The organism is Micromonospora sp. NPDC093277 (assembly GCF_044765245.1).
In the GTDB taxonomy this organism is placed as follows: domain Bacteria; phylum Actinomycetota; class Actinomycetes; order Mycobacteriales; family Micromonosporaceae; genus Micromonospora.
Genome location: NZ_JBIWJO010000002.1, coordinates 86,554 through 103,993, shown reverse-complemented (window position 1 = coordinate 103,993; position 17,440 = coordinate 86,554). Strand labels below are relative to the sequence as shown.

General features: G+C 72.8%; 12 protein-coding genes. 6 read left to right on the top strand and 6 right to left on the bottom strand.

The genetic code is table 11. The annotated features are described in order from the left end of the window. Window positions 1-264 precede the first annotated feature (264 nt). Entirely contained in the window at window positions 265-1,803 is a 1,539-nt protein-coding gene (locus tag ACIRG9_RS05060; RefSeq protein WP_402850402.1) for a vanadium-dependent haloperoxidase, read from the top strand. On the opposite strand, the gene ACIRG9_RS05055 is transcribed toward ACIRG9_RS05060, so the two are convergent. From ACIRG9_RS05055 to ACIRG9_RS05030, 6 genes are read right to left on the bottom strand one after another with little or no spacing between them, the layout of a single operon-like run. Beyond that, window positions 1,769-2,251 (bottom strand): SRPBCC family protein, encoded by a 483-nt coding sequence (locus ACIRG9_RS05055; protein WP_402850399.1) that lies wholly within the window; start codon window positions 2,249-2,251, stop codon window positions 1,769-1,771. The genes ACIRG9_RS05060 and ACIRG9_RS05055 overlap by 35 nt on opposite strands. Beyond that, window positions 2,248-3,180: a TauD/TfdA family dioxygenase gene (locus ACIRG9_RS05050; protein WP_402850396.1), complete on the bottom strand. Its 933-nt coding sequence runs from the start codon at window positions 3,178-3,180 to the stop codon at window positions 2,248-2,250. Before ACIRG9_RS05050 ends, ACIRG9_RS05055 begins: the two co-directional genes overlap by 4 nt. Continuing rightward, window positions 3,177-4,808 carry an AMP-binding protein gene (locus tag ACIRG9_RS05045; RefSeq protein ID WP_402850394.1) on the bottom strand — a complete coding sequence of 544 codons (1,632 nt, stop codon included), beginning with the start codon at window positions 4,806-4,808 and terminating at the stop codon, window positions 3,177-3,179. The genes ACIRG9_RS05050 and ACIRG9_RS05045 overlap by 4 nt, the downstream gene beginning before the upstream one ends. Next, a complete protein-coding gene (locus ACIRG9_RS05040) occupies window positions 4,798-5,508 on the bottom strand; it encodes a thermostable hemolysin (RefSeq protein WP_402850391.1) in 711 nt (236 codons plus the stop codon). Before ACIRG9_RS05040 ends, ACIRG9_RS05045 begins: the two co-directional genes overlap by 11 nt. Beyond that, window positions 5,505-6,884 carry an aspartate aminotransferase family protein gene (locus ACIRG9_RS05035; protein WP_402850388.1) on the bottom strand — a complete coding sequence of 460 codons (1,380 nt, stop codon included), beginning with the start codon at window positions 6,882-6,884 and terminating at the stop codon, window positions 5,505-5,507. Before ACIRG9_RS05035 ends, ACIRG9_RS05040 begins: the two co-directional genes overlap by 4 nt. Further along, on the bottom strand, window positions 6,881-8,131 hold the full coding sequence (locus ACIRG9_RS05030) for an aminotransferase class III-fold pyridoxal phosphate-dependent enzyme (RefSeq protein ID WP_402850385.1): 1,251 nt from the start codon (window positions 8,129-8,131) through the stop codon (window positions 6,881-6,883). The genes ACIRG9_RS05035 and ACIRG9_RS05030 overlap by 4 nt, the downstream gene beginning before the upstream one ends. Window positions 8,132-8,553: 422 nt before the next feature. On the opposite strand from ACIRG9_RS05030, the gene ACIRG9_RS05025 reads away from it, so the two are divergent. The 5 genes from ACIRG9_RS05025 to ACIRG9_RS05005 all read left to right on the top strand — a co-directional run bounded on the left by ACIRG9_RS05025 (window position 8,554) and on the right by ACIRG9_RS05005 (window position 17,388). Further along, window positions 8,554-9,903: an FAD-binding protein gene (locus tag ACIRG9_RS05025; protein WP_402850382.1), complete on the top strand. Its 1,350-nt coding sequence runs from the start codon at window positions 8,554-8,556 to the stop codon at window positions 9,901-9,903. Between the two features lie 644 nt (window positions 9,904-10,547). Next, window positions 10,548-12,470 (top strand): BTAD domain-containing putative transcriptional regulator, encoded by a 1,923-nt coding sequence (locus tag ACIRG9_RS05020; protein WP_402850379.1) that lies wholly within the window; start codon window positions 10,548-10,550, stop codon window positions 12,468-12,470. 157 nt (window positions 12,471-12,627) lie between these two features. Next, window positions 12,628-13,992 carry an FAD-dependent oxidoreductase gene (locus tag ACIRG9_RS05015; protein ID WP_402851847.1) on the top strand — a complete coding sequence of 455 codons (1,365 nt, stop codon included), beginning with the start codon at window positions 12,628-12,630 and terminating at the stop codon, window positions 13,990-13,992. Between the two features lie 97 nt (window positions 13,993-14,089). Further along, on the top strand, window positions 14,090-15,424 hold the full coding sequence (locus ACIRG9_RS05010) for an MFS transporter (protein WP_402850376.1): 1,335 nt from the start codon (window positions 14,090-14,092) through the stop codon (window positions 15,422-15,424). 686 nt (window positions 15,425-16,110) lie between these two features. Continuing rightward, the gene (locus ACIRG9_RS05005; protein ID WP_402850374.1) at window positions 16,111-17,388 is read left to right on the top strand and encodes an NAD(P)/FAD-dependent oxidoreductase; all 1,278 of its coding nucleotides are present in this window, start codon (window positions 16,111-16,113) and stop codon (window positions 17,386-17,388) included. Window positions 17,389-17,440: the final 52 nt, after the last annotated feature.

Sequence of the window (17,440 nt, the reverse complement as noted above, 5' to 3'; positions counted from 1 at the left end):
AGACATTGATCGTCCCTGCTCCCCAGGATGGGAATTGCGCCGGGCGGTCATGAGCTGCTCAGCGCCGGTCCGGCTGCTCCGGATCAGCCCGACCGTCCTTGTCGGACCAACCGCACCAGTGATCGCGCGGCCCGTCGCCGCTTCCACCACGTCGACACCGCGTGTCAGGTGTCGCGCCGGCCCTCCGTGTCGGGCGGTGGCGGCCCGGTCCACCACTCCCGCCCGCGTCGGTCGAACGCCGGCGCCCTCCCCAAAGGACGAACCATGCAGGACTACTGGCTGGCCCGGCTGCGCCAGCACGCCACCTCCCGCCGCTCGGTGTTACTCGGCGCGGCCGGCGCCGGCGCCGGCCTGGCCCTCAGCGGGACCAGCACCGCCTCGGCGGCCGCCCCGACCACCGCGGCCGCAGAGCCGGCGTTCGACTTCGACACCGGCAACGCCGCCGAGGAGGTGCTCGGGCCGTTCGCCGGCCCGGCGGTCTACGCCACCGTCGCGCCCAGCGACGCCACCCTGATCATCCGGTTCGCGAACATGCTGGAACTGTGCTGGTTCGACGCTATCGCCCCCTACCACCCGACGGCCGTGGGCATCTACACCCAGCTGCCCCGCCGGCCCCGCGCCGAGGCGGCGACCAACCGCAACAAGAACATCGCCATCCTGTACGCCTCGTTCCGGGTGTTCAACAGCGTCATGCCGCAGTACGCCCAGACCTGGCGGGAGATGCTCCAGTCGGTCGACCTGGACCCGGCCGACGACAGCACCGATCCGAGCACCCCGGTGGGCATCGGCAACCTGGCCGGCAAGGGACTGGCGGCCGCCCGCGAGCACGACGGCATGAACCAGCTCGGCGACCACGGCGGTCGGGTCTACAACCGGCAGCCGTACACCGACTACACCGGCTACCGGCCCCGCAACACCGCGTACGAGCTGACCGACGCGTCGCACTGGCAGCCGGCCATCGTCACCAAGGGTAACGGCATCTTCCAGGTGCAGCAGTTCGTCACCCCGCAGCTGCAGCACGTCACCCCGTACAGCTACACCGACCCGAGAGAGTTCCTGGTGCCGGCGCCGACCGCCAGCAACCACCGCAACAAGGCGGCTTACAAGGCGCAGGTGGACGCCATGCTGGCCACCTCCGCCGGGCTCACCGACGAGCAGAAGACGAAGGCCGAGTTCTTCGACGACAAGTTCGCCAGCCTCGGACTCGCCGTCGGGGCGGCGATCCAGAACCGCGAGCTGGGCCTGGACGAATGGGTGCACCTGCACGCGGTAGCGGAGACCGCGACCTTCGACGCCGCCATCGCCGCCTGGTACAACAAGAACGTCTACGACTCGGTGCGCCCGTTCACCGCCATCCGCCACGTCTACCAGGGGCAGAAGGTGACCGCCTGGGGCGGCCCGGGGAAGGGCACCGTCCGCGACCTGCCCGCCGAGCAGTGGCGTGCCTACCTCCTCGTGGCCGACCACTCGGAGTACCCGTCCGGCTCGACTGCGCTCTGCGCCGCCGAGGTGCAGGCGGCCCGCCGCTACCTCGGCACCGACCAGGTGCGGTTCCGGTTCGAGCGGAAGGCCGGCTCCTCGCTGATTGAGCCCGGCATCACCCCGCGCGAGGACCTCGTACTGAGCTGGGACACCTGGACCGACTGGATGCACGACTGCGGGATGAGTCGCTACTGGGGCGGGGTCCACTTCCCGGCCGCTATCCAGGCGTCGTGGGAGATGGGCCGGAAGATCGGCGACCGCGCGTTCGAGTTCGTGCAGCGGCAGATCAACGGTGAGGCGGTGCTACGCACTCGACGCTGACCTTCAGCGCCGCGAGCGTACGCCGCATACCGTCGCGGTTGTGCCGGGACCGGTCGCGGATCCCCGACGTCAGGGCGCCGACCCTGCGTCGGGCCGGTCCGCGCCGGTCCCACCACGACTGGACGACCTCCGTCCCGCCGTCGGCGGCGGGTGCCAGCTCGAACCGCCAGGTCGAGACCAGCGTGCCGGCCAGCCGGACGTCGAAGGCGAAACAGCGTCCGGGATCGGCCGCCGTCACGGTGCACCGGGTGGTCCAGGAGCGCCACCGGCCCTGCCGGTTGTGGCCGCGGAAGGTGCTGCCCACGCCGAGCGGGGAGCCCGGGGCGTCGAGCGTCGCGCCGACGCACTCCGGGCTCCACTCACCCATCCGACGGACGTCGCTGACCGCCGCGTACACCGCGGCGGCCGGCGCCCGTACGATGATCCGCTCCTGGACGACCTCCGTCATGCCGCCGTGCGTAGCTCTTCGGAGAGGTAGCTCTGGGCGTTGTAGATGGTGCGTGCCGGGTCCAGGATGTCCCGCCGCCCGTGCATCACCCGGGTGTTGTCGATGAGCGCCACGTCCCCATCCTGCCACTCGATGTTCTCGGTCAGGGCCGCCGTACGCTCCTCCACCTCCTTCGCCAGCTCCGCGGAGAACTCGGTGCCGTCGGCGAAGGTGATGCGGGGCTTCTCGTAGTTGTAGGACGGGCCGAGGATGCTGTTGGCGAACGCCAGGCGGGACCCGAAGAGGGTCGGGTGGGCGGCCGGCACCTGGAACTCGTAGTGGATCGCGCCCCCGTCCAGCGGCTCGATGACGGTCCGGCCCGGCCCGGTGGCCAACGCCCGCATGTCGTCCACGGTGATCTCCTCGGCCGGCTTCTCGCCGCCGGTCTGGTGCTGGACGAACGCCTTCCAGCGGTTCTCCTCGACCCGCCGGCTGTACGCGATGTCCTGCGCGGCGAACTGGGCGCGGACCTCCTCGCTGAAGGCATCCCAGACCCGGTAGCCGTCGCAGACCGTGGTCTCCGACCCCTCGGCCGCCGCCTTCTCACAGAAGAACCACGTCAGATCGGGGGCGAACGGGCTGTTGCCGTTCTCGATGTGCAGACCGACCCCGGCGGTTCCGGCGTCGACCTTCTGCGCCACGTCCCCGCCGTGGAACTCCCGGGCCGGGTCGAGGGTGATCCGGCCGGAGATCGAGTGCACGAGGGCGGAGAAGAGCTCCAGGTCGGCGCGGAAGCCGCGGAACAGGATGAAGCCCGACTCGCGCAGCAGTCGGATGGTGACCAGCGGGTCGAGGTCGGTGAGGTCGGCGATGGCCGGCCCGGTGCAAAGTAGTCCGTTGCCGGTGCCGTACCGGCTCATGGCGAACGTGGTCGTCAGCATTCCCGTCATCTCCCGAGAGTGGTGTCGATGGGGGTGGGCGTCGATGCCGGCCGTTCGGTCGGCGAGTTCAGCGGCCGGCAGGGCAGCCGTCCGTCTGCGATGGCGGCCCTGATCTCGTCCCGCCGGGGCCGGCCGGTCACGGTGAAGTACCGGCCGTACAGCTCGTCGCTGGCGGGTAGCACACAGGCGGCGGAGACCTGCTCCACCGCGGAGAGTCGCTCGGCGCCGAGGGCCGCTATCCCGCGCCGGGCGCTCACGTCGTCGGTCGTCTCGGAGATGAGGAAGAGCCCGTGCAGCGTCTGCATCCCGTCGCCGACGACCGCGCTGGCCCGGACGAACGGCAACGTCGCATACTGTGCCTCCACCCACTCCGGGGCGATGTTGCGTCCGGCGGAGGTGACGATCACGTTCTTCTTCCGCCCGACGATGCGGATGTGGCCGGACTCCTCGATCTCGGCCAGGTCACCGGTGTGCAGCCAACCGTCCTCGTCGACCAGGCAGGCGGAGGGGTCGGTGCCGGTGTAGCCGGCGAACAGCGACGAACTGCGCACCAGCAGTTCGCCGTCATCGGCCAGGCGTACCTCGACGTGGTCCAGCGGCTGCCCGACCGTGCCGATCCGCCGGTTGCCGGGGACGTTCCAGGAGACGGTCGAGCTGTTCTCGCTGAGTCCGTAGCCCTCGTACACGACCAGACCGTGCCGGTCCAGCCGGTGCAGCGTCCCGACGTCGACGGGGGCGCCGCCGCAGCAGATCAGCGGGGCCTCGTCCCGGCCGAACAGCTCGGGCGCCACCGGCCGTCCCAGCGCCGCCGCCCGATCCGCCCGGTCGGCCAGTTCCTCGGCCAGCGCGGGCGTGGCCACCAGCGCGGTCGGCCGGGCTGCCGGGGTGTAACGCAACACCCCGCTCGCGGCGAACGAGGAGGTACCGATGAGCGGCTCGTCCGGCGGCAGCAGCAGCACCGTGCCGCCGTGGCAGATCACCAGGTAGATCGCGGCCACCTGCTCGATCAGCAGGCTGAACGGGACCAGCGACAGGTAGCGGGCGTACGCGCCCGCGGGCATCACCCGGTCCAGCGACCGGAGCAACGCGTCCAGGCCGGCGCCGCGGATGCGTACCCCCTTGGGGCGGGAGGTGGTGCCGGAGGTGTGCACCACCTTGCAGATCGCCTGCTCGTCGCGCCACGGGGAGTCCGGCCAGGAGCGCTCCGACGTGGTCTCCCGCGCGGCGGTCACCAGGTCGGGCAGTTCCACCGGCACCACCCGGCAGCCCGGCGGCAGCACCCGGTCGGCGTCCCACTCCGCCAGCCGCCGCCGGCCGGCGGAGTCCACCAGGCAGATGGTGGCCTCGCGGAGCAGGCTGTTCGCCTGGTCGGCCGAGAACGCCAGCGGCACCGGCACCTCCACCGCGCCGGAGAGCAGCAGCGCGAGGTCGGCGACCACGAATTCCGGGGTGTTGCCGGTGAGCACCCCCACCACCGGCCGGGTGTCGGCCAGGCGGAGCCGGTCGGCCAGCATCCAGGCCGCACCGATCCCGTCCCGGTAGGACAGGGCGTCGCCGACCTTTCCGTTCGCGTCCAGCCGCTGTACCAGCGCGCGCCCGTCGGTGGCCAGGCGGGCGAGCCGTTCCTCAATGAGCATCGGTCATCGTCTCCCCGGGCAGGTCCCGTCGTAGCGCGACGTCGAGGTTGTCGAAGCGGTACCGGCCGGTGCAGGCGCGGACCAACTCGCCGATCCGGTCCAGCGGCACCAGCCCGGTGGTCGGCGCCTGGTCGTAGTAAGTCCCCCAGCGCAGCCGCTCGCCGGCGCTCATCCAGGTCGGCCGGGCCCGCCCGAGGGCCACGAACGGCACCCCGAACTGCGGCAGCGCCGCGGCCAGCGAAGCGGTCGCGGTGCAGAGCGCGTAGCGCATGCCCTGACACCAGGCGAGCAGTGGCAGCAGCCGGATCAGCTCGGCGCCGCTGCCGCCGTGGGCCACGAAGTTCCCGACCTCCACCACGTCGTCGCGGGACACCGGCGCCCCGGCCACCCGCTGGAGCACCTCCTCCAGCGGCTGGTCGAGGTAGCGTTCGGAGAAGAAGCCCTGGTGCGAGTGGAAGGTCATCCCGCCGCAGGCCACGATCTCCTCGGGTCGGCCGGGGCGGCGCCGGGTAGCGACCACGAAGCAGTCCGGCGCCGGGTCGATCAGGGCGTTGTAGATCTCGGCGTACCCGGTCCGGACGAACGCGGCGGCCGCGTCCCATTCGGGTGAGGGTGGTGCCACGACGCGGACCCGCAGGGCCTCCGCGCCGATGCTCGCCGCCGGCCCGCCCAGGGCGGTGGCGGATCGGGTCATCGTCATGCCGCCTGCCAGTCCATCCGGATCGGGGAACGGTTCAGCCGCAGCATCAGCCGTGGGGGGATCCGGTACTGCCGGCGCAGCAGCGCGGTGGCGGCCCGGGTGAGCGCGCGGGGTTGCCGGTCGAGCCAGGTCAACGTCTCCTCCAGCGCGGCGAGCGCCTGGTCGATGTCCTCGGCGGTGCAGGTCAACGGCGGGTACGTGCGCAGCACCGGCTCGCTGATCTGCTCGTTGAGCGAGTGCCCGGTGTGCACGCCCCGCTGCCCCATGCCGATCGAGACCATCAGCTCCACCGCCGGGTTGGCCGTCCGCAGGCCGGCCATCAGCCCGATCCCGGGTGCCGCCAGCAGGTGCTTGGGGTGCCGGCGTACGGCGGCCGCCAGGCCCTCGGTGAGGCGCGGGCCCAGTTCGGCGGCCCGGGCCGGCAGGTCCCGCTCGCGGACCTCGGCGATCGTGGCCGCCGCGGCGGCGACCGCGACGCCGGTGACCGAGGAGCCGGAGGCCAGCAGCGACGGGTGCCACCGCGGGTGCCGACCGGCGGCCTCCACGATCGCGGAGCTCAGCGCGCAGACACCGACCGGCACGAAACCTCCGGTCAGTGCCTTGGACAGCAGCATGACGTCCGGCCGGACGTCGTCGTGTTCGACCGCGAACATCCGCCCGGTGCGACCGAAGCCGGTCTGGATCTCGTCGGCCACCAACAGGGTGTCGCTGGCCGCGCAGGCGGCGGCGACCTCGCGGACGTAACCGGGCGGTGGGACGGTGAGGTGCGCGCCACCCAGCACCGGTTCCAGGAACACCGCCGCCACCGAACCGTCGGCCACCGCCGCGCGCACGGCCGCGGCGTCACCGTACGGGACCACGACCAGGTGCGCGCCGAGTGGTTCGAACGGCGCGCGGTGGTTGCCCTGGCCGAGCAGGGACAGGGCGGCCAGCGTCTTGCCGTGGTAGCTGCCGTCCGCGACCACGATCCGCTGCCGGTCGGGGCGGGCCAGCCGGACCGCCCGCAGCGCGGTCTCGCAGATCTCCGCTCCCGAGCTGCCCAGCACGAACCGGTCGAGCCCGGCCGGCAGGATCTCCAGCAGCGCGCGGAACAGCGTGGCGGTGGCCGGGTGCACCGCGCCGGGCGGGACCGCGGGGGCCTGCCGGAGCGCCTCGGTGACCGCCTCGGCCACCCGCGGGTTGCCGTGGCCGACCAGGAAGACGCCGTAGCTGGCGGCGAGGTCGAGGGCGGCGGTGCCGTCCTCGGCGTACACCTGGGTGCCGCTGGCGTGGCTCTCCACCGACCGCCCCGCGGCGGCCAGCATGGTCGCGGCCGTGGGGTTCCAGTGCCGGCCCAGCGCGGAGAAGATCCGCTGCCGGTCGTCCAGCGCGGTCATCGGCGCACCTCCCGCTGGCCGTCGGGCCAGGTCGTCGCGAGCCGGTCGCCGGCGGTGGCGACCCGGTCGAGGAGTTCGGCCACGTCGTCCGGCGCGGCGGTGAGCGGGGGCAGCACGGCGACCACGTCCCCGTCCGGCGGGCGCACCAGCACCCGTTCGCCGGCCAGCTCGGTGACCAGCTCCCGGGCGGCGGCCGGGGAGACCGCCCGCAACCAGATCAGCGAGCCGTCGGCGCCGACCTCGGTCACCGTGCCGGTGCCGACCAGCGGCTCCAGCCGGGAGCGGGCGAGGCCGGCGACGTCCCGCTGCCGTTCGGCGAGCCGCTCGTCGGCGGACACCCGGAGGACGGCCGCCACAGCGGCCGAGGAGAGCGGGTTGGCGCCGAAGGTCGACCCGTGCAGGCTCGGGTTGCGGCGGGCGTAGACCCGGTCGTAGGTGGCGCGGCTGGTCACCAGGCAGCCGACCGGTACCGCGTCGGCGCCGAGCGTCTCGCCGAGCACCAGCGCGTCCGGCAGCACCGGTAGCTGGCTGGCGGCCAGGGAGGTGCCGAGCCGGGCCGGCCCGGTGAGTCGTTCGTCGAGCACCAGCAGCGTGCCACTGCGGTCGCAGGCGGCCCGGAGCCGACGCCACCACTGCGGCGACAGTTCGGCCAGCCGGTAGCCGGGCGCCGCCGCGGCCACCACCACGGCGGCGACGTCGTCGCGGATCCGCTCGACGAGCTCGTCGGGGCGGTCGCGCGGCACGGCGACCGGGCTCAGCGGCTGGTCGGGCAGGAGCGGGAAGCCGTGGGTCAGCGACAGCCCGTGGACGAGGGTGCCGTGCTCCGCGCCGGCGAAGCCGGCCACCAGCCGCCGGGACCGGTGGGTGCCCTTGGCGAGTTTGAGCGCCGAGTCCAGTGCCTCGGCCCCGCTGTTGCAGAGGTACGACACCGTCAGCGGATCCGGGCACAGCTGGTGCAGCGCGGTGACCGCCTCGGCCAGTGGCCGGCTGACCAGGATCCGGCTGGAGAGCGCGACCCGGCCGGCCTGCTCGACAAGGCTCCCGGTCACCACGGGATGGCCGGGCCCGAAGCCGGCCGAGGCCGCGTCCAGCCACGAGGAGCCGTCAACGGCCTCGATCCGGGCGCCTGTCTGCCGCCGGACGACCGGGGCGTCCGGCCCGGGCGCGCCGACCAGGTGCCGGTGGACGACGGCGGCGTCGCCGAGGTCCGGCGCGTCGCGGGTTTCCAGGTGCGAATTGGTCGTCATGGGTTCACCAATCACGGGCCGCCGACTCGCGGGAAAGGACACGGGAGGCGCGGGCATAGGTGCCGCGGAATGGACGCGGTGCGGCGCCAACGGCCCGGTCGACCCGCTTCAGCATGTCCCCCGGTTCGCGAAAAGTCTTCGCGCATATTGCTGTCTTCGGGCCGGCGCTCCCTCGGCCCCGTCGGTCGACCGTGATCCTCGGTCCTGGACGATTGTGCAGGTCAGAGTGCCTTGATGGTGATCAACCTCGCGGGTTGGCGCGCGGACGGCGTGGCCGAGTCGACTATCGGACATCTGCCTGACGGTTCCCGGACCATCGACGTACGCCACCTTGTTCTGCTTGTTGAAAAGGGCCGAAGGCCTCTGATCACGAGGAGGTAACACCCGGTCGGACCACCCGTGCGGCCATTATGGTTGCTGCCATGAATGGGATTACGGGACGGATCCACCGTCCGGGCGACGCCGGCTACGACAGCCGCCGCTCGGGGTACAACCGGGTCATCGAGCACCGGCCGGCGCTGATCGTCGAGGCGGTGGACGGCGATGACGTGGCCGCCGCGGTGCGCCTCGCCGTCGCCGAGGGAAGACCGGTGGCGGTGCAGGCCACCGGGCACGGGCCGGCGGTGTCGGCCGACGGCGCGCTGCTCATCCACACCGGACGGATGACCGGCGTGCAGACGGACCTGGCGAATCGCACCGCGCGGATCGAGGCGGGCGTGCGCTGGCGCGATGTCCTTGCCGTGACGGCGCCGCACGGGCTCGCGCCGCTCAACGGTTCCAGTCCGGTGGTCGGCGCGATCGGTTACACCATCGGTGGCGGGATCGGCATGCTGGGCCGGCGGTACGGGTTCGCCGCGGATCATGTACGGGCCGTCGAACTGGTGACCGCCGACGGTCAGGTGCGCCGGCTCACGGCGGACCGGGAGCCGGAGCTGTTCTGGGCGGTGCGCGGCGGCAAGGGGAACTTCGGGGTGGTCACCTCGCTGGAGGTGGACCTCTTCCCGGTGGCCCAGCTGTACGGCGGCGGCCTGTACTACGGTGCCGAGGCGGTCCCCGACGCGCTGGCGGCGTACGCGAGGTGGGCGGGCACCGTGCCGGACGAGATGACCTCCTCGGTGCTGATGGTCCAGGTGCCGGACATCGAGGCCGCTCCCGCACCGCTGCGCGGGCAGTACGTCATGCACCTGCGGATCGCCTACTGCGGCGCGCCGGAGGAGGGGGAGCGGCTGGTCGAGCCGCTGCGGAAGGTTGCCTCCCCACTGATGGACACCCTCGGGGTCCTGCCGTACGAGCGGGTCGGCTCCATCCACCACGAGCCCACCGATCCGGCGGCGAGCTACGGCCGGAACATCGCCCTGCGCGAGCTGGAGCCGGCGGTCGAGGCGTTGCTGGCCGCGGCCGGTCCCGACGCCAACGCGCCGTACGCGGTCGAGCTGCGTCACCTCGGTGGGGCGTACGCCCGCCCGCCGGTGGTGCCCAACGCGGTTGGCGGCCGGGACGCCGGCTTCAGTCTCTCGTCGATGTCCCTGGCCAGCGGCACCGATCTGGAGACCCTGCGCGCGGCCCACGACGGCCTGCACGAGCGCCTGCGGCCGTGGCGCACCGGCGGTGCTCTGCTCAACTTCCTCGGCGTGCACGACGCCACCGAGGCCACCGTGCGGGCTGCCTTCGACCCGGCCGTCCACGAGCGGCTGGCCGGGGTCAAGGCCGTGTACGACCCGGGGAACCTTTTCCGGATCAATCACAACATCCTGCCCAGCGGCGCGGCGTGACGGCTGTTCCGAATTGACACCGAAACTGTTCACCTCGCATTTCTTGTAGCTTTCGGCGAGGTGTCGGTAAACGCCGTGGTCGAGAAATGTTTCGGGCAGATGGCGCATTCGGTCGTATGCCGCATACCCCGCATGTAGCGTTTGTCGGAAGCGTGACACCGATCTATTGCCGCCGATGGCTACCCTCTGCAAGAATGTCCTCGCGCAGAGCAATTTGGGAGTGGTCGGGAAGGATGCTGCCTGGCAAAGTCTTTTCCGATCCTGGCGATGTCACCGGCATCGGGGGCTGGCGTCCCGCCGTCGCCACCGCCACCTCCGGCCGGTCGGCGTCGCCGAAAAGGAAACGCAGTAGCCCAATTCACCTACGACTAGAATCGACAGACAGGATACGGCTGTCCACTTTCCGGACGGGACCATCCCGGCCTGCGGGCAGCCTATTTAGAATCGCCCATCGAAAATGACGCTCGTGGATCAGATCGGTCGCCTGGCGGGTCGACTGGTCGAAGCCCGAGCACGGTGGGCGGCAACGATGGTGGTGGTCTGCCGCCGGGCCCACGGGCCGGGTCGCCAACCGGCCGAGGGATCCGCGCGGACGCTGGGGGAGGCGTTCGGTGCGACAACTTCAGGAATCACTGTGCCTAGCCGTGCTCGGGCCCATGCGGGCCTGGCGCCACGGGGACGAGATCACGCTGGGCCCGCCCAAACAACGGGCGGTGCTCGGCCTACTGGCCAGCCGGGTCAACGACGTGGTCGGCTTCGAGGAGATCATTGACGCGGTCTGGGGCAACGAGGTCCCGCCAACCGCGGCGAACGGGGTGCACACGTACATCGCCGGCCTGCGCCGGGTGATCGAACCGGGCCGCAGCCGGCGGGACATGGGCGAGGTCCTGGTCTCCACGGGTGGCGGGTACGCCCTGTTCATGGACCCGGACGAGCTGGACACGACGCTCTTCGCGGCCCAGCGGCGGCGCGCCCGACGGCTGCGCGAGGCGGGCGACGGCGCGGGCGCGGCGGAGATCTACCACGCCGCGCTGCGCCTGTGGCGTGGTGAGGCGTACTTCGGCGTCCCCGGGCCGTTCGCCGCGGTGGAGCGCACCCGGCTGCACGAGCTGCGGCTGAGCGTGGTGGAGGAGTTGGCCGAACTCCTGCTCGACCTGCATCGTCCGGCGGACGCGGTGACCGTGCTGTCCGAGGCCGTGCCCAAGGAACCGCTGCGCGAGAAGCTGCGCGGGCTGTTGATGCTCTCGCTCTACCGTGGCGGCCGGCAGGCCGACGCGCTGAGCCTCTACCGGGAGACCCGGCAGCTGCTCCTGGAGGAGCTGGGCATCGAACCCGTGCCCGAACTCCGCGACCTGCACAACCAGATCCTGGTCGGGCATCCCGACCTGGACGACCCGATGCCGGCCGAGCCGAACATCGAGGGCCCGGTCGGGGTCGAACCGCGCCCGGGTGAGCTGCGCCCCCTGGCGCAACTGCCGTGCCGCCCGCGCGGATTCGCCGGCCGGGACGCCGAGCTCGGCCGGCTGCGCGAGCTGGTGGAGCGGGACCGGCAGTGTCCCGGCGCGACCACCGTCGCCGTGCTGGAGGGCGGGCCGGGCAGCGGCAAGACCGCGCTCGCCGTCGAGCTGGCCCACGAGATCGCCGCCGGTTTCCCGGACGGGCAGCTCTTCGTCGACCTGCGCGGCTCCGCCCAGGACGGTGACCGATCGTTGTCCGCGCTGGACGCCCTGGCCTTCGCGCTGGTCAGTCTGGGCGTCGAGCGGGGACAGGTGCCGAGCGACCTCTCCGCCGCCAGCGCTCTCTACCGCAGCCTGCTGCACGGCCGGCGGGTGCTCGTGGTGCTCGACGACGCGGCGGACGCCGAGCAGGTCCGCCAGCTCATCCCCGGTGGTCCGGCCTGCGTCCTGGTCACCAGCCGGCGCCGGCAGCGCGGGCTGGCCGCGCGCGACGGGGCGTACCGGCTGACCCTCGGGCCGGTCTCCACGACGGAGGCCACCGAGCTGTTGGCCAAACTGACCGGCACCGGCCGGCTGGCGGGTCGCGAACAGGAGGTCGCCGAGCTCGCCGAGCTCTGCGGGCATCTGCCCCTGGCGCTGCGGATCTCGGCCGGGGCGTTGGCGGCCGACCCCGGCCTCACCCCGGCCGAACTGGTCCGCCGCTACCGCCTCCCACATACCAGGCTCGACCAGCTCGCCGTACGCGGTGACGCGAGCACCGACGTGCGGGCGGCGCTGGCCGTGTCCTACGACGCACTGCCCCCCGATACGGCCCGGGTGTTCCGGATGCTGGGCTGCTGCCCGAGCGCGGCGATCACCACCCAGATGGCGGCGGCCCTCGCCGGGCTGACCCAGGCCGAGGCCCACCACCAGCTTCAGGTCCTCGTCGACCACCATCTCCTCGACGAGGTGAGCGGTTGCCTGCACCGGTTTCCGCCGCTGGTCCGGATCTACGCCACCGAGTGCGGCGAGCTGGAGACCCGGGCCAGCCGGATGGCGGCCCTGGGCCGGATGCTCGGCCTGCGGCGCCGCGAGGAGACCGTACCGCGGTTCGAGGAGACCGCGGCCTGACCGCGATCCCGAGACGATCCGCCGCGGCCGTGCAGACATCGACCAGAGAACCTTCAGACCCGCGGCGGCAGACTCGTCGCAGCGGCGGCAGCCCCACCGGCGGCGCCAGCCAATGGTCCCGCTCCCCGACTGCTAGCCATGAGGAGAGTTCGTGAGCATGATCGGTAGCCACGCCATCGTCGCAGGTGGCTCAATCGGCGGGTTGGTCGCGGCCACCGCCCTCTCCCGCCGGTTCGAGCGGGTCACCGTCATCGACCGGGACGCGCTGCCGACCGAGCAGGCGCGCGACCGCCGGGGCGTACCGCACGGCATGCACGCGCACGCGCTGCTGATCAGCGGCCGGCTCGCGCTTGAGGAGCTGTACCCGGGCCTGACCGAGGAGCTGATCGCGGGCGGCGCGGTGCCCTTCGACCCCGGCGCCGACCTGCTGTTCCACCAGATGGGCGCGATGCGGGTCCGGTTCACCAGCGGCATGCTCGGGATCAGCCAGACCCGCGCGTTCCTGGAGCTGACCGTACGCCGGCGGGTTCTCCGGCTGCCCAACGTGACCATCATGGACCGGCTCGCCGTCTCCGGCCTGGCCGGCGTCAGCGGCCGGGTCACCGGGGTGGAGCTGGACGACGGCCGCACCCTCGACGCGGACCTCGTGGTGGACGCCACCGGCCGCAGCGGCGGACGCTCGGACCGCTGGCTGGAAAAGCTCGACTGCCCGGCCCCGGAGAACGCCGTCGTCCGGATCGATGTCGGTTACACCAGCCGGCTGTACAGCCGCCAGCCCGGCGACCTGCCCGACGGCGCGCTGCTCGCGCTGATGGCCGCGGTGCCGCCGCACCACAAGCGGGCCGCAGCCGCCTTCGCGGTCGAGGGCGACCGGTGGGTGGTCACCATCGGCGGCTGGCACAAGGACCACGCGCCGGCCGACCCGGCCGGCTTCCTCGCCTTCGCCGAAGGCCTGCCGTCACCGCACATCGCCCACCTGATCAAGAAGGCGGAGCCGCTCAGCGAGATCGAGACCCGGCAGTTCCCGGCGGCCCGCCGCCGTTACTTCGAGCGTCTCCGCCAACTGCCCGCCGGGTACGTCGCCCTCGGCGACACCGTCTGCAGCTTCAACCCCCTCTACGGGCAGGGCATGACCGCCGCCACCCTGGAGGCGCTCGCGCTGGGCCGGAGCCTCGACAAGTTCGGCAACACCTCGGCCGAGATGGCCCGCCACTACTACCGCGCCGCCGCCAAGGTGCTGGAGACACCCTGGCGGATGGCCACCGGCGGCGACTTCGCGTACCCGCAGACCAGTGGCCCCAAGCCGCTGGGCACCGACCTGGTCAACCGGTACGCCCGCGAGGCCATGCTCGCCGCCCACGTCTCGCCCGAGGTGCACCGCGTCCTGCTCGACCTGCAGCATCTGCTCGTCCCGCCGTCGGCGTTGCTGCGGCCGGCCACGGTGGCGCGGTCACTGAGCGCCGCCCGCCGCTCGCCGGCCCGGGCGGCGGTGGCCGCGAAGATCGCCGCGCCCGGATCCTGAGCCCCGGCGGACGGGCCGTGCGCTGGTACGCCGGCCCGTCCGTCGGCGCGTCCACCGATCGCCGTCCAGACCGTCCACAGTCGAGCGAGGAGCCCCCGTGTCACCGTCGACTCCGCCCCAGCCGCGACGCTGGTGGGCACTGGCCGCGGTGGTGGCGTGCCTGCTGTTGATCGGTCTCGACACCACGACCGTCTTCCTGGCGCTGCCGGAGTTGATGATCGCGCTGCCCGCGTCGGCCGGTCAGCTCCAGGGCGTCTTCGTCGCGTACCTGCTCACCTTCGGCCTGCTGATGATGCCGCTCGGAGCCCTCGCCGACCGCATCGGCCGCCGGCGCGTCCTGCTGGCGGGACTGCTGCTCTTCGGGCTCGGCGCGGCCGGCGCGGCGCTGGCCGCGGACGCCTCCGCGTTGCTGCTCGCCCGCGCCGGCATGGGCCTCGGCGCGGCGGTGATCATGCCCACCGCGATGGCCATGCTGCCGGTGCTCTTTCCGCCGGCGGAGCGGGCCCGCGCCTTCGCGGTCGCGTCCGCCGCGGTCAGCCTCGGTCTCTGCCTCGGTCCGCTGGTCGCCGGCGCGCTGCTGCAACGGTACTGGTGGGGCTCGGTCTTCCTGGTGGACGTGCCGATCGTGCTGCTGGCCGTGTTGCTCGTGCTGGCGCTGTTCCCCGAGTCGCGGGCGTCGAGTCCGGCCGCCCGCGCCGACCGTCGGCCGAGCCGCCCGGTGCTGGTGCTGGCCCTGGTGTACGTGCTGATGACCGGGTTCCTGTTCGTGCTGACCCCATACCTTGACGGCGTCGGTTCCGCCCGTGGACTGGCGGCCGGGGTGCGGCTGCTGCCGCTGGTCGGGGCGCTGCTGCTCGGCGCGGCGCTCGGCGAGCGGCTCGGCACGCGAGTCGGACCCCGGGCACCCGCGGTGGCGGGTGCCCTGCTGCTCGCGGCCGGCCTGGCCGTCTTCGCCACGGTCGGCACCGCCACCGCCGCCGCCCGGGTCACCGCCGGCCTGGTCGCCGTCGGGGCCGGCCTCGGCGCGATGCTCACCTCGGCGCTCCGGGCGGCCACCGCGGACGCGCCGGACGACCTGCTCGGCGTGGTCCGGTGGACCACCGCCGTCCGCCAGGTCGCCGGAGCGGTCGGCGTGGTGCTGGCCGGTACGACGCTGAGCCTGGTGTACCGGGATCACCCGTCGGTGATCGGCTCGCACCTCGGCACCGCCCTGAACCGGGCGACGGAGGCCGGCTCCGCCGGCGCCGGACTGCGTTCGGCCGCCCGGCTCGCCTATCTGGACGGCCTGCACGCGGCCGTGCTGGTGGGTGCGGGGCTGGCGCTGCTCGCGGCCGGGATCGCCGCCACCGGCCGGTTCGGCCCGCCGCCCACCACCGGCCCGGCCCGGACGGCACGGCGGCCCGCTCCGGCCGTCGCGGATCGATCCGCCTGACGCAGCCCTGGTGCCGTTTCGAGGGCGGCAGCCGCGCGACCGCGCCGGCCGGCGGGAAACCGGCCGGCAGCCGTGGCCGACGAGGGCCCCGATCGGGTGCCGGTTACCGGGACGAACCGTGGCAGTCGGACCAGGAATCCGTCGACGGGGGACCAGCGGTCCCGGCGTGCCCAGCGCAGGGCAACAGGAGCCCGGACCGGATGCCGGGCCTTTCGGCCCGACGCCCCCTTCCGGCCGCGGAGCCGTGTGGTGCCATCTCGGGCCGGGCAGGCTCGGCGACCGGTCCCGTGCGCGGGACCTGGGTCAGGTTGACGGACGCCCAGATCCCGCCACATGGGATTTGCCGGGGCTGGTCGGCGGGCCGGCGAGCCGGGTCCCCGACCCGGCCAGGGGTGCCCCCGACACCGATTCGAAGGGCGTTGAGCTGCACTGATGCCGGTGGGCGCCGCGGTTCGGGCAGCGCGTCGGCGACGCCCCGTCCGATGCCGGGCAGCCGCCGACCGGACAGCGGCACCCATCGAGAGACACCGTTAAGACCGCATCCAGAGGGTCTGCAGAGCCCACTCCGCAGACTGGCGTGGCGCACCCCGGGGACCCGCTCGTGCGACCGCGGGGGCCGGTCGTCAGGCATCGGTCCTCCCGGGGCGCCCGCCCCCTTCCGTGGCCCGATAAAGGGAGAGTTGCGAATGCCGTCCAATCTCTACGGAATCCCAGGCGACTTCGATGTCGTCGTCATCGGTGGCGGCCCCGCCGGCGCCACCCTCTCAGCGCTGCTGAGCGAGCGCGGCCGCCGGGTCCTCGTCCTGGACCGCGAGCGCTTCCCGCGCTACCACATCGGGGAGTCGCTCATCCCCGGCTTCATGCGCCCCATGGAGGAGCTGAAGCTCCTCGACCGGCTGGAGCAGCGCGGCTTCGAGAAGAAGCACGGCGGCACGCTCGTCTGGGGCGCGCAGAAGATCCCGTGGGGCTTCTCCTTCATCGAGGGTGGCCCGTACAGCTACTCGTACCACGTCCGCCGGGCCGACCTGGACTCGTTGATCCTGGACCGGTCGCGGGAGCTGGGCACGCACGTGATCGAGGAGGCCACCGTCAAGGAGGCCATCGAGGAGGACGGCCGGATCGTCGGCGTTCGCTACACGATCCGCGGCTCCGAGGAGGTCCAGGAGGCCCGGGCGACGCTGGTGGTGGACGCCTCCGGCCAGGCCCGTGTGCTCGGCCGAAAGCTGACCAACGTCAACTGGCACGAGGACATGCGCAACGTCGCGGTCTGGACGTACTTCGACAACGCGGCCCGGCTGCCCGGCGACGAGTACACCAACATCCTCATCGAGGGTCTCGAGGGTGGCTGGTTCTGGGGCATCCCGATCGACAAGGGCACCATGAGCGTCGGCTACGTCACGGCGTCCGCCGCCGCGGCCGCCTCCGACGACTCGCTGGAGGAGCTGTTCCGGACCCAGCTCGCCCGCTCCAGCCAGCTCAAGGAACTGCTGCAGAACGCACGTCAGTCCAGCGGGTTCCGGTCCGCCCGGGACTGGTCGTACACCTGCGACCAGTTCTACGGCCCGGGCTGGGCGCTGGTCGGTGACGCCGCCGCCTTCGTCGACCCGCTCTTCTCCACCGGCGTGGCGTTGGCCACCCTGGCCGGCAGCGCCCTGTCGAAGATCGTCGACAAGGTGCTGGAGCACCCGGAGATCGAGAAGGACGCGCTGGAGCGGTACGCCACCGCGTACCGGGCGTTCTTCGAGGAGATCCGCGAGTTCGTCGGGAAGTTCTACGACCGGACGAAGTACAAGGAGTTCTACTGGGAGCAGGCCCAGACGATCGTCGACCCGAGCCGCGAGCGCGACCCGCGGGAGGACTTCGTCACCCTGGTCTCCGGTCTCAGCGGCCGTCACCCGCTGTTCAACATCAACGTCGACGACCTCATCGCCGAGCGCGCCGCGACCGCCCCGGTCGGAGCCTGACGTGTCACGCGGCAGCCGCCCCGGCGGCTGCCGCGTGGCCCCGTACCGGACC

What these genes read in the sequence shown, in the direction of transcription:
- ACIRG9_RS05050 (WP_402850396.1), bottom strand. Translation starts at nt 3,180, where the DNA reads ATGACGGGAATGCTGACGACCACGTTCGCCATGAGCCGGTACGGCACC.
- ACIRG9_RS05030 (WP_402850385.1), bottom strand. Translation starts at nt 8,131, where the DNA reads ATGACGACCAATTCGCACCTGGAAACCCGCGACGCGCCGGACCTCGGC.
- ACIRG9_RS05045 (WP_402850394.1), bottom strand. Translation starts at nt 4,808, where the DNA reads ATGCTCATTGAGGAACGGCTCGCCCGCCTGGCCACCGACGGGCGCGCG.
- ACIRG9_RS05025 (WP_402850382.1), top strand. Translation starts at nt 8,554, where the DNA reads ATGAATGGGATTACGGGACGGATCCACCGTCCGGGCGACGCCGGCTAC.
- ACIRG9_RS05040 (WP_402850391.1), bottom strand. Translation starts at nt 5,508, where the DNA reads ATGACGATGACCCGATCCGCCACCGCCCTGGGCGGGCCGGCGGCGAGC.
- ACIRG9_RS05060 (WP_402850402.1), top strand. Translation starts at nt 265, where the DNA reads ATGCAGGACTACTGGCTGGCCCGGCTGCGCCAGCACGCCACCTCCCGC.
- ACIRG9_RS05035 (WP_402850388.1), bottom strand. Translation starts at nt 6,884, where the DNA reads ATGACCGCGCTGGACGACCGGCAGCGGATCTTCTCCGCGCTGGGCCGG.
- ACIRG9_RS05005 (WP_402850374.1), top strand. Translation starts at nt 16,111, where the DNA reads ATGCCGTCCAATCTCTACGGAATCCCAGGCGACTTCGATGTCGTCGTC.
- ACIRG9_RS05015 (WP_402851847.1), top strand. Translation starts at nt 12,628, where the DNA reads ATGATCGGTAGCCACGCCATCGTCGCAGGTGGCTCAATCGGCGGGTTG.
- ACIRG9_RS05055 (WP_402850399.1), bottom strand. Translation starts at nt 2,251, where the DNA reads ATGACGGAGGTCGTCCAGGAGCGGATCATCGTACGGGCGCCGGCCGCC.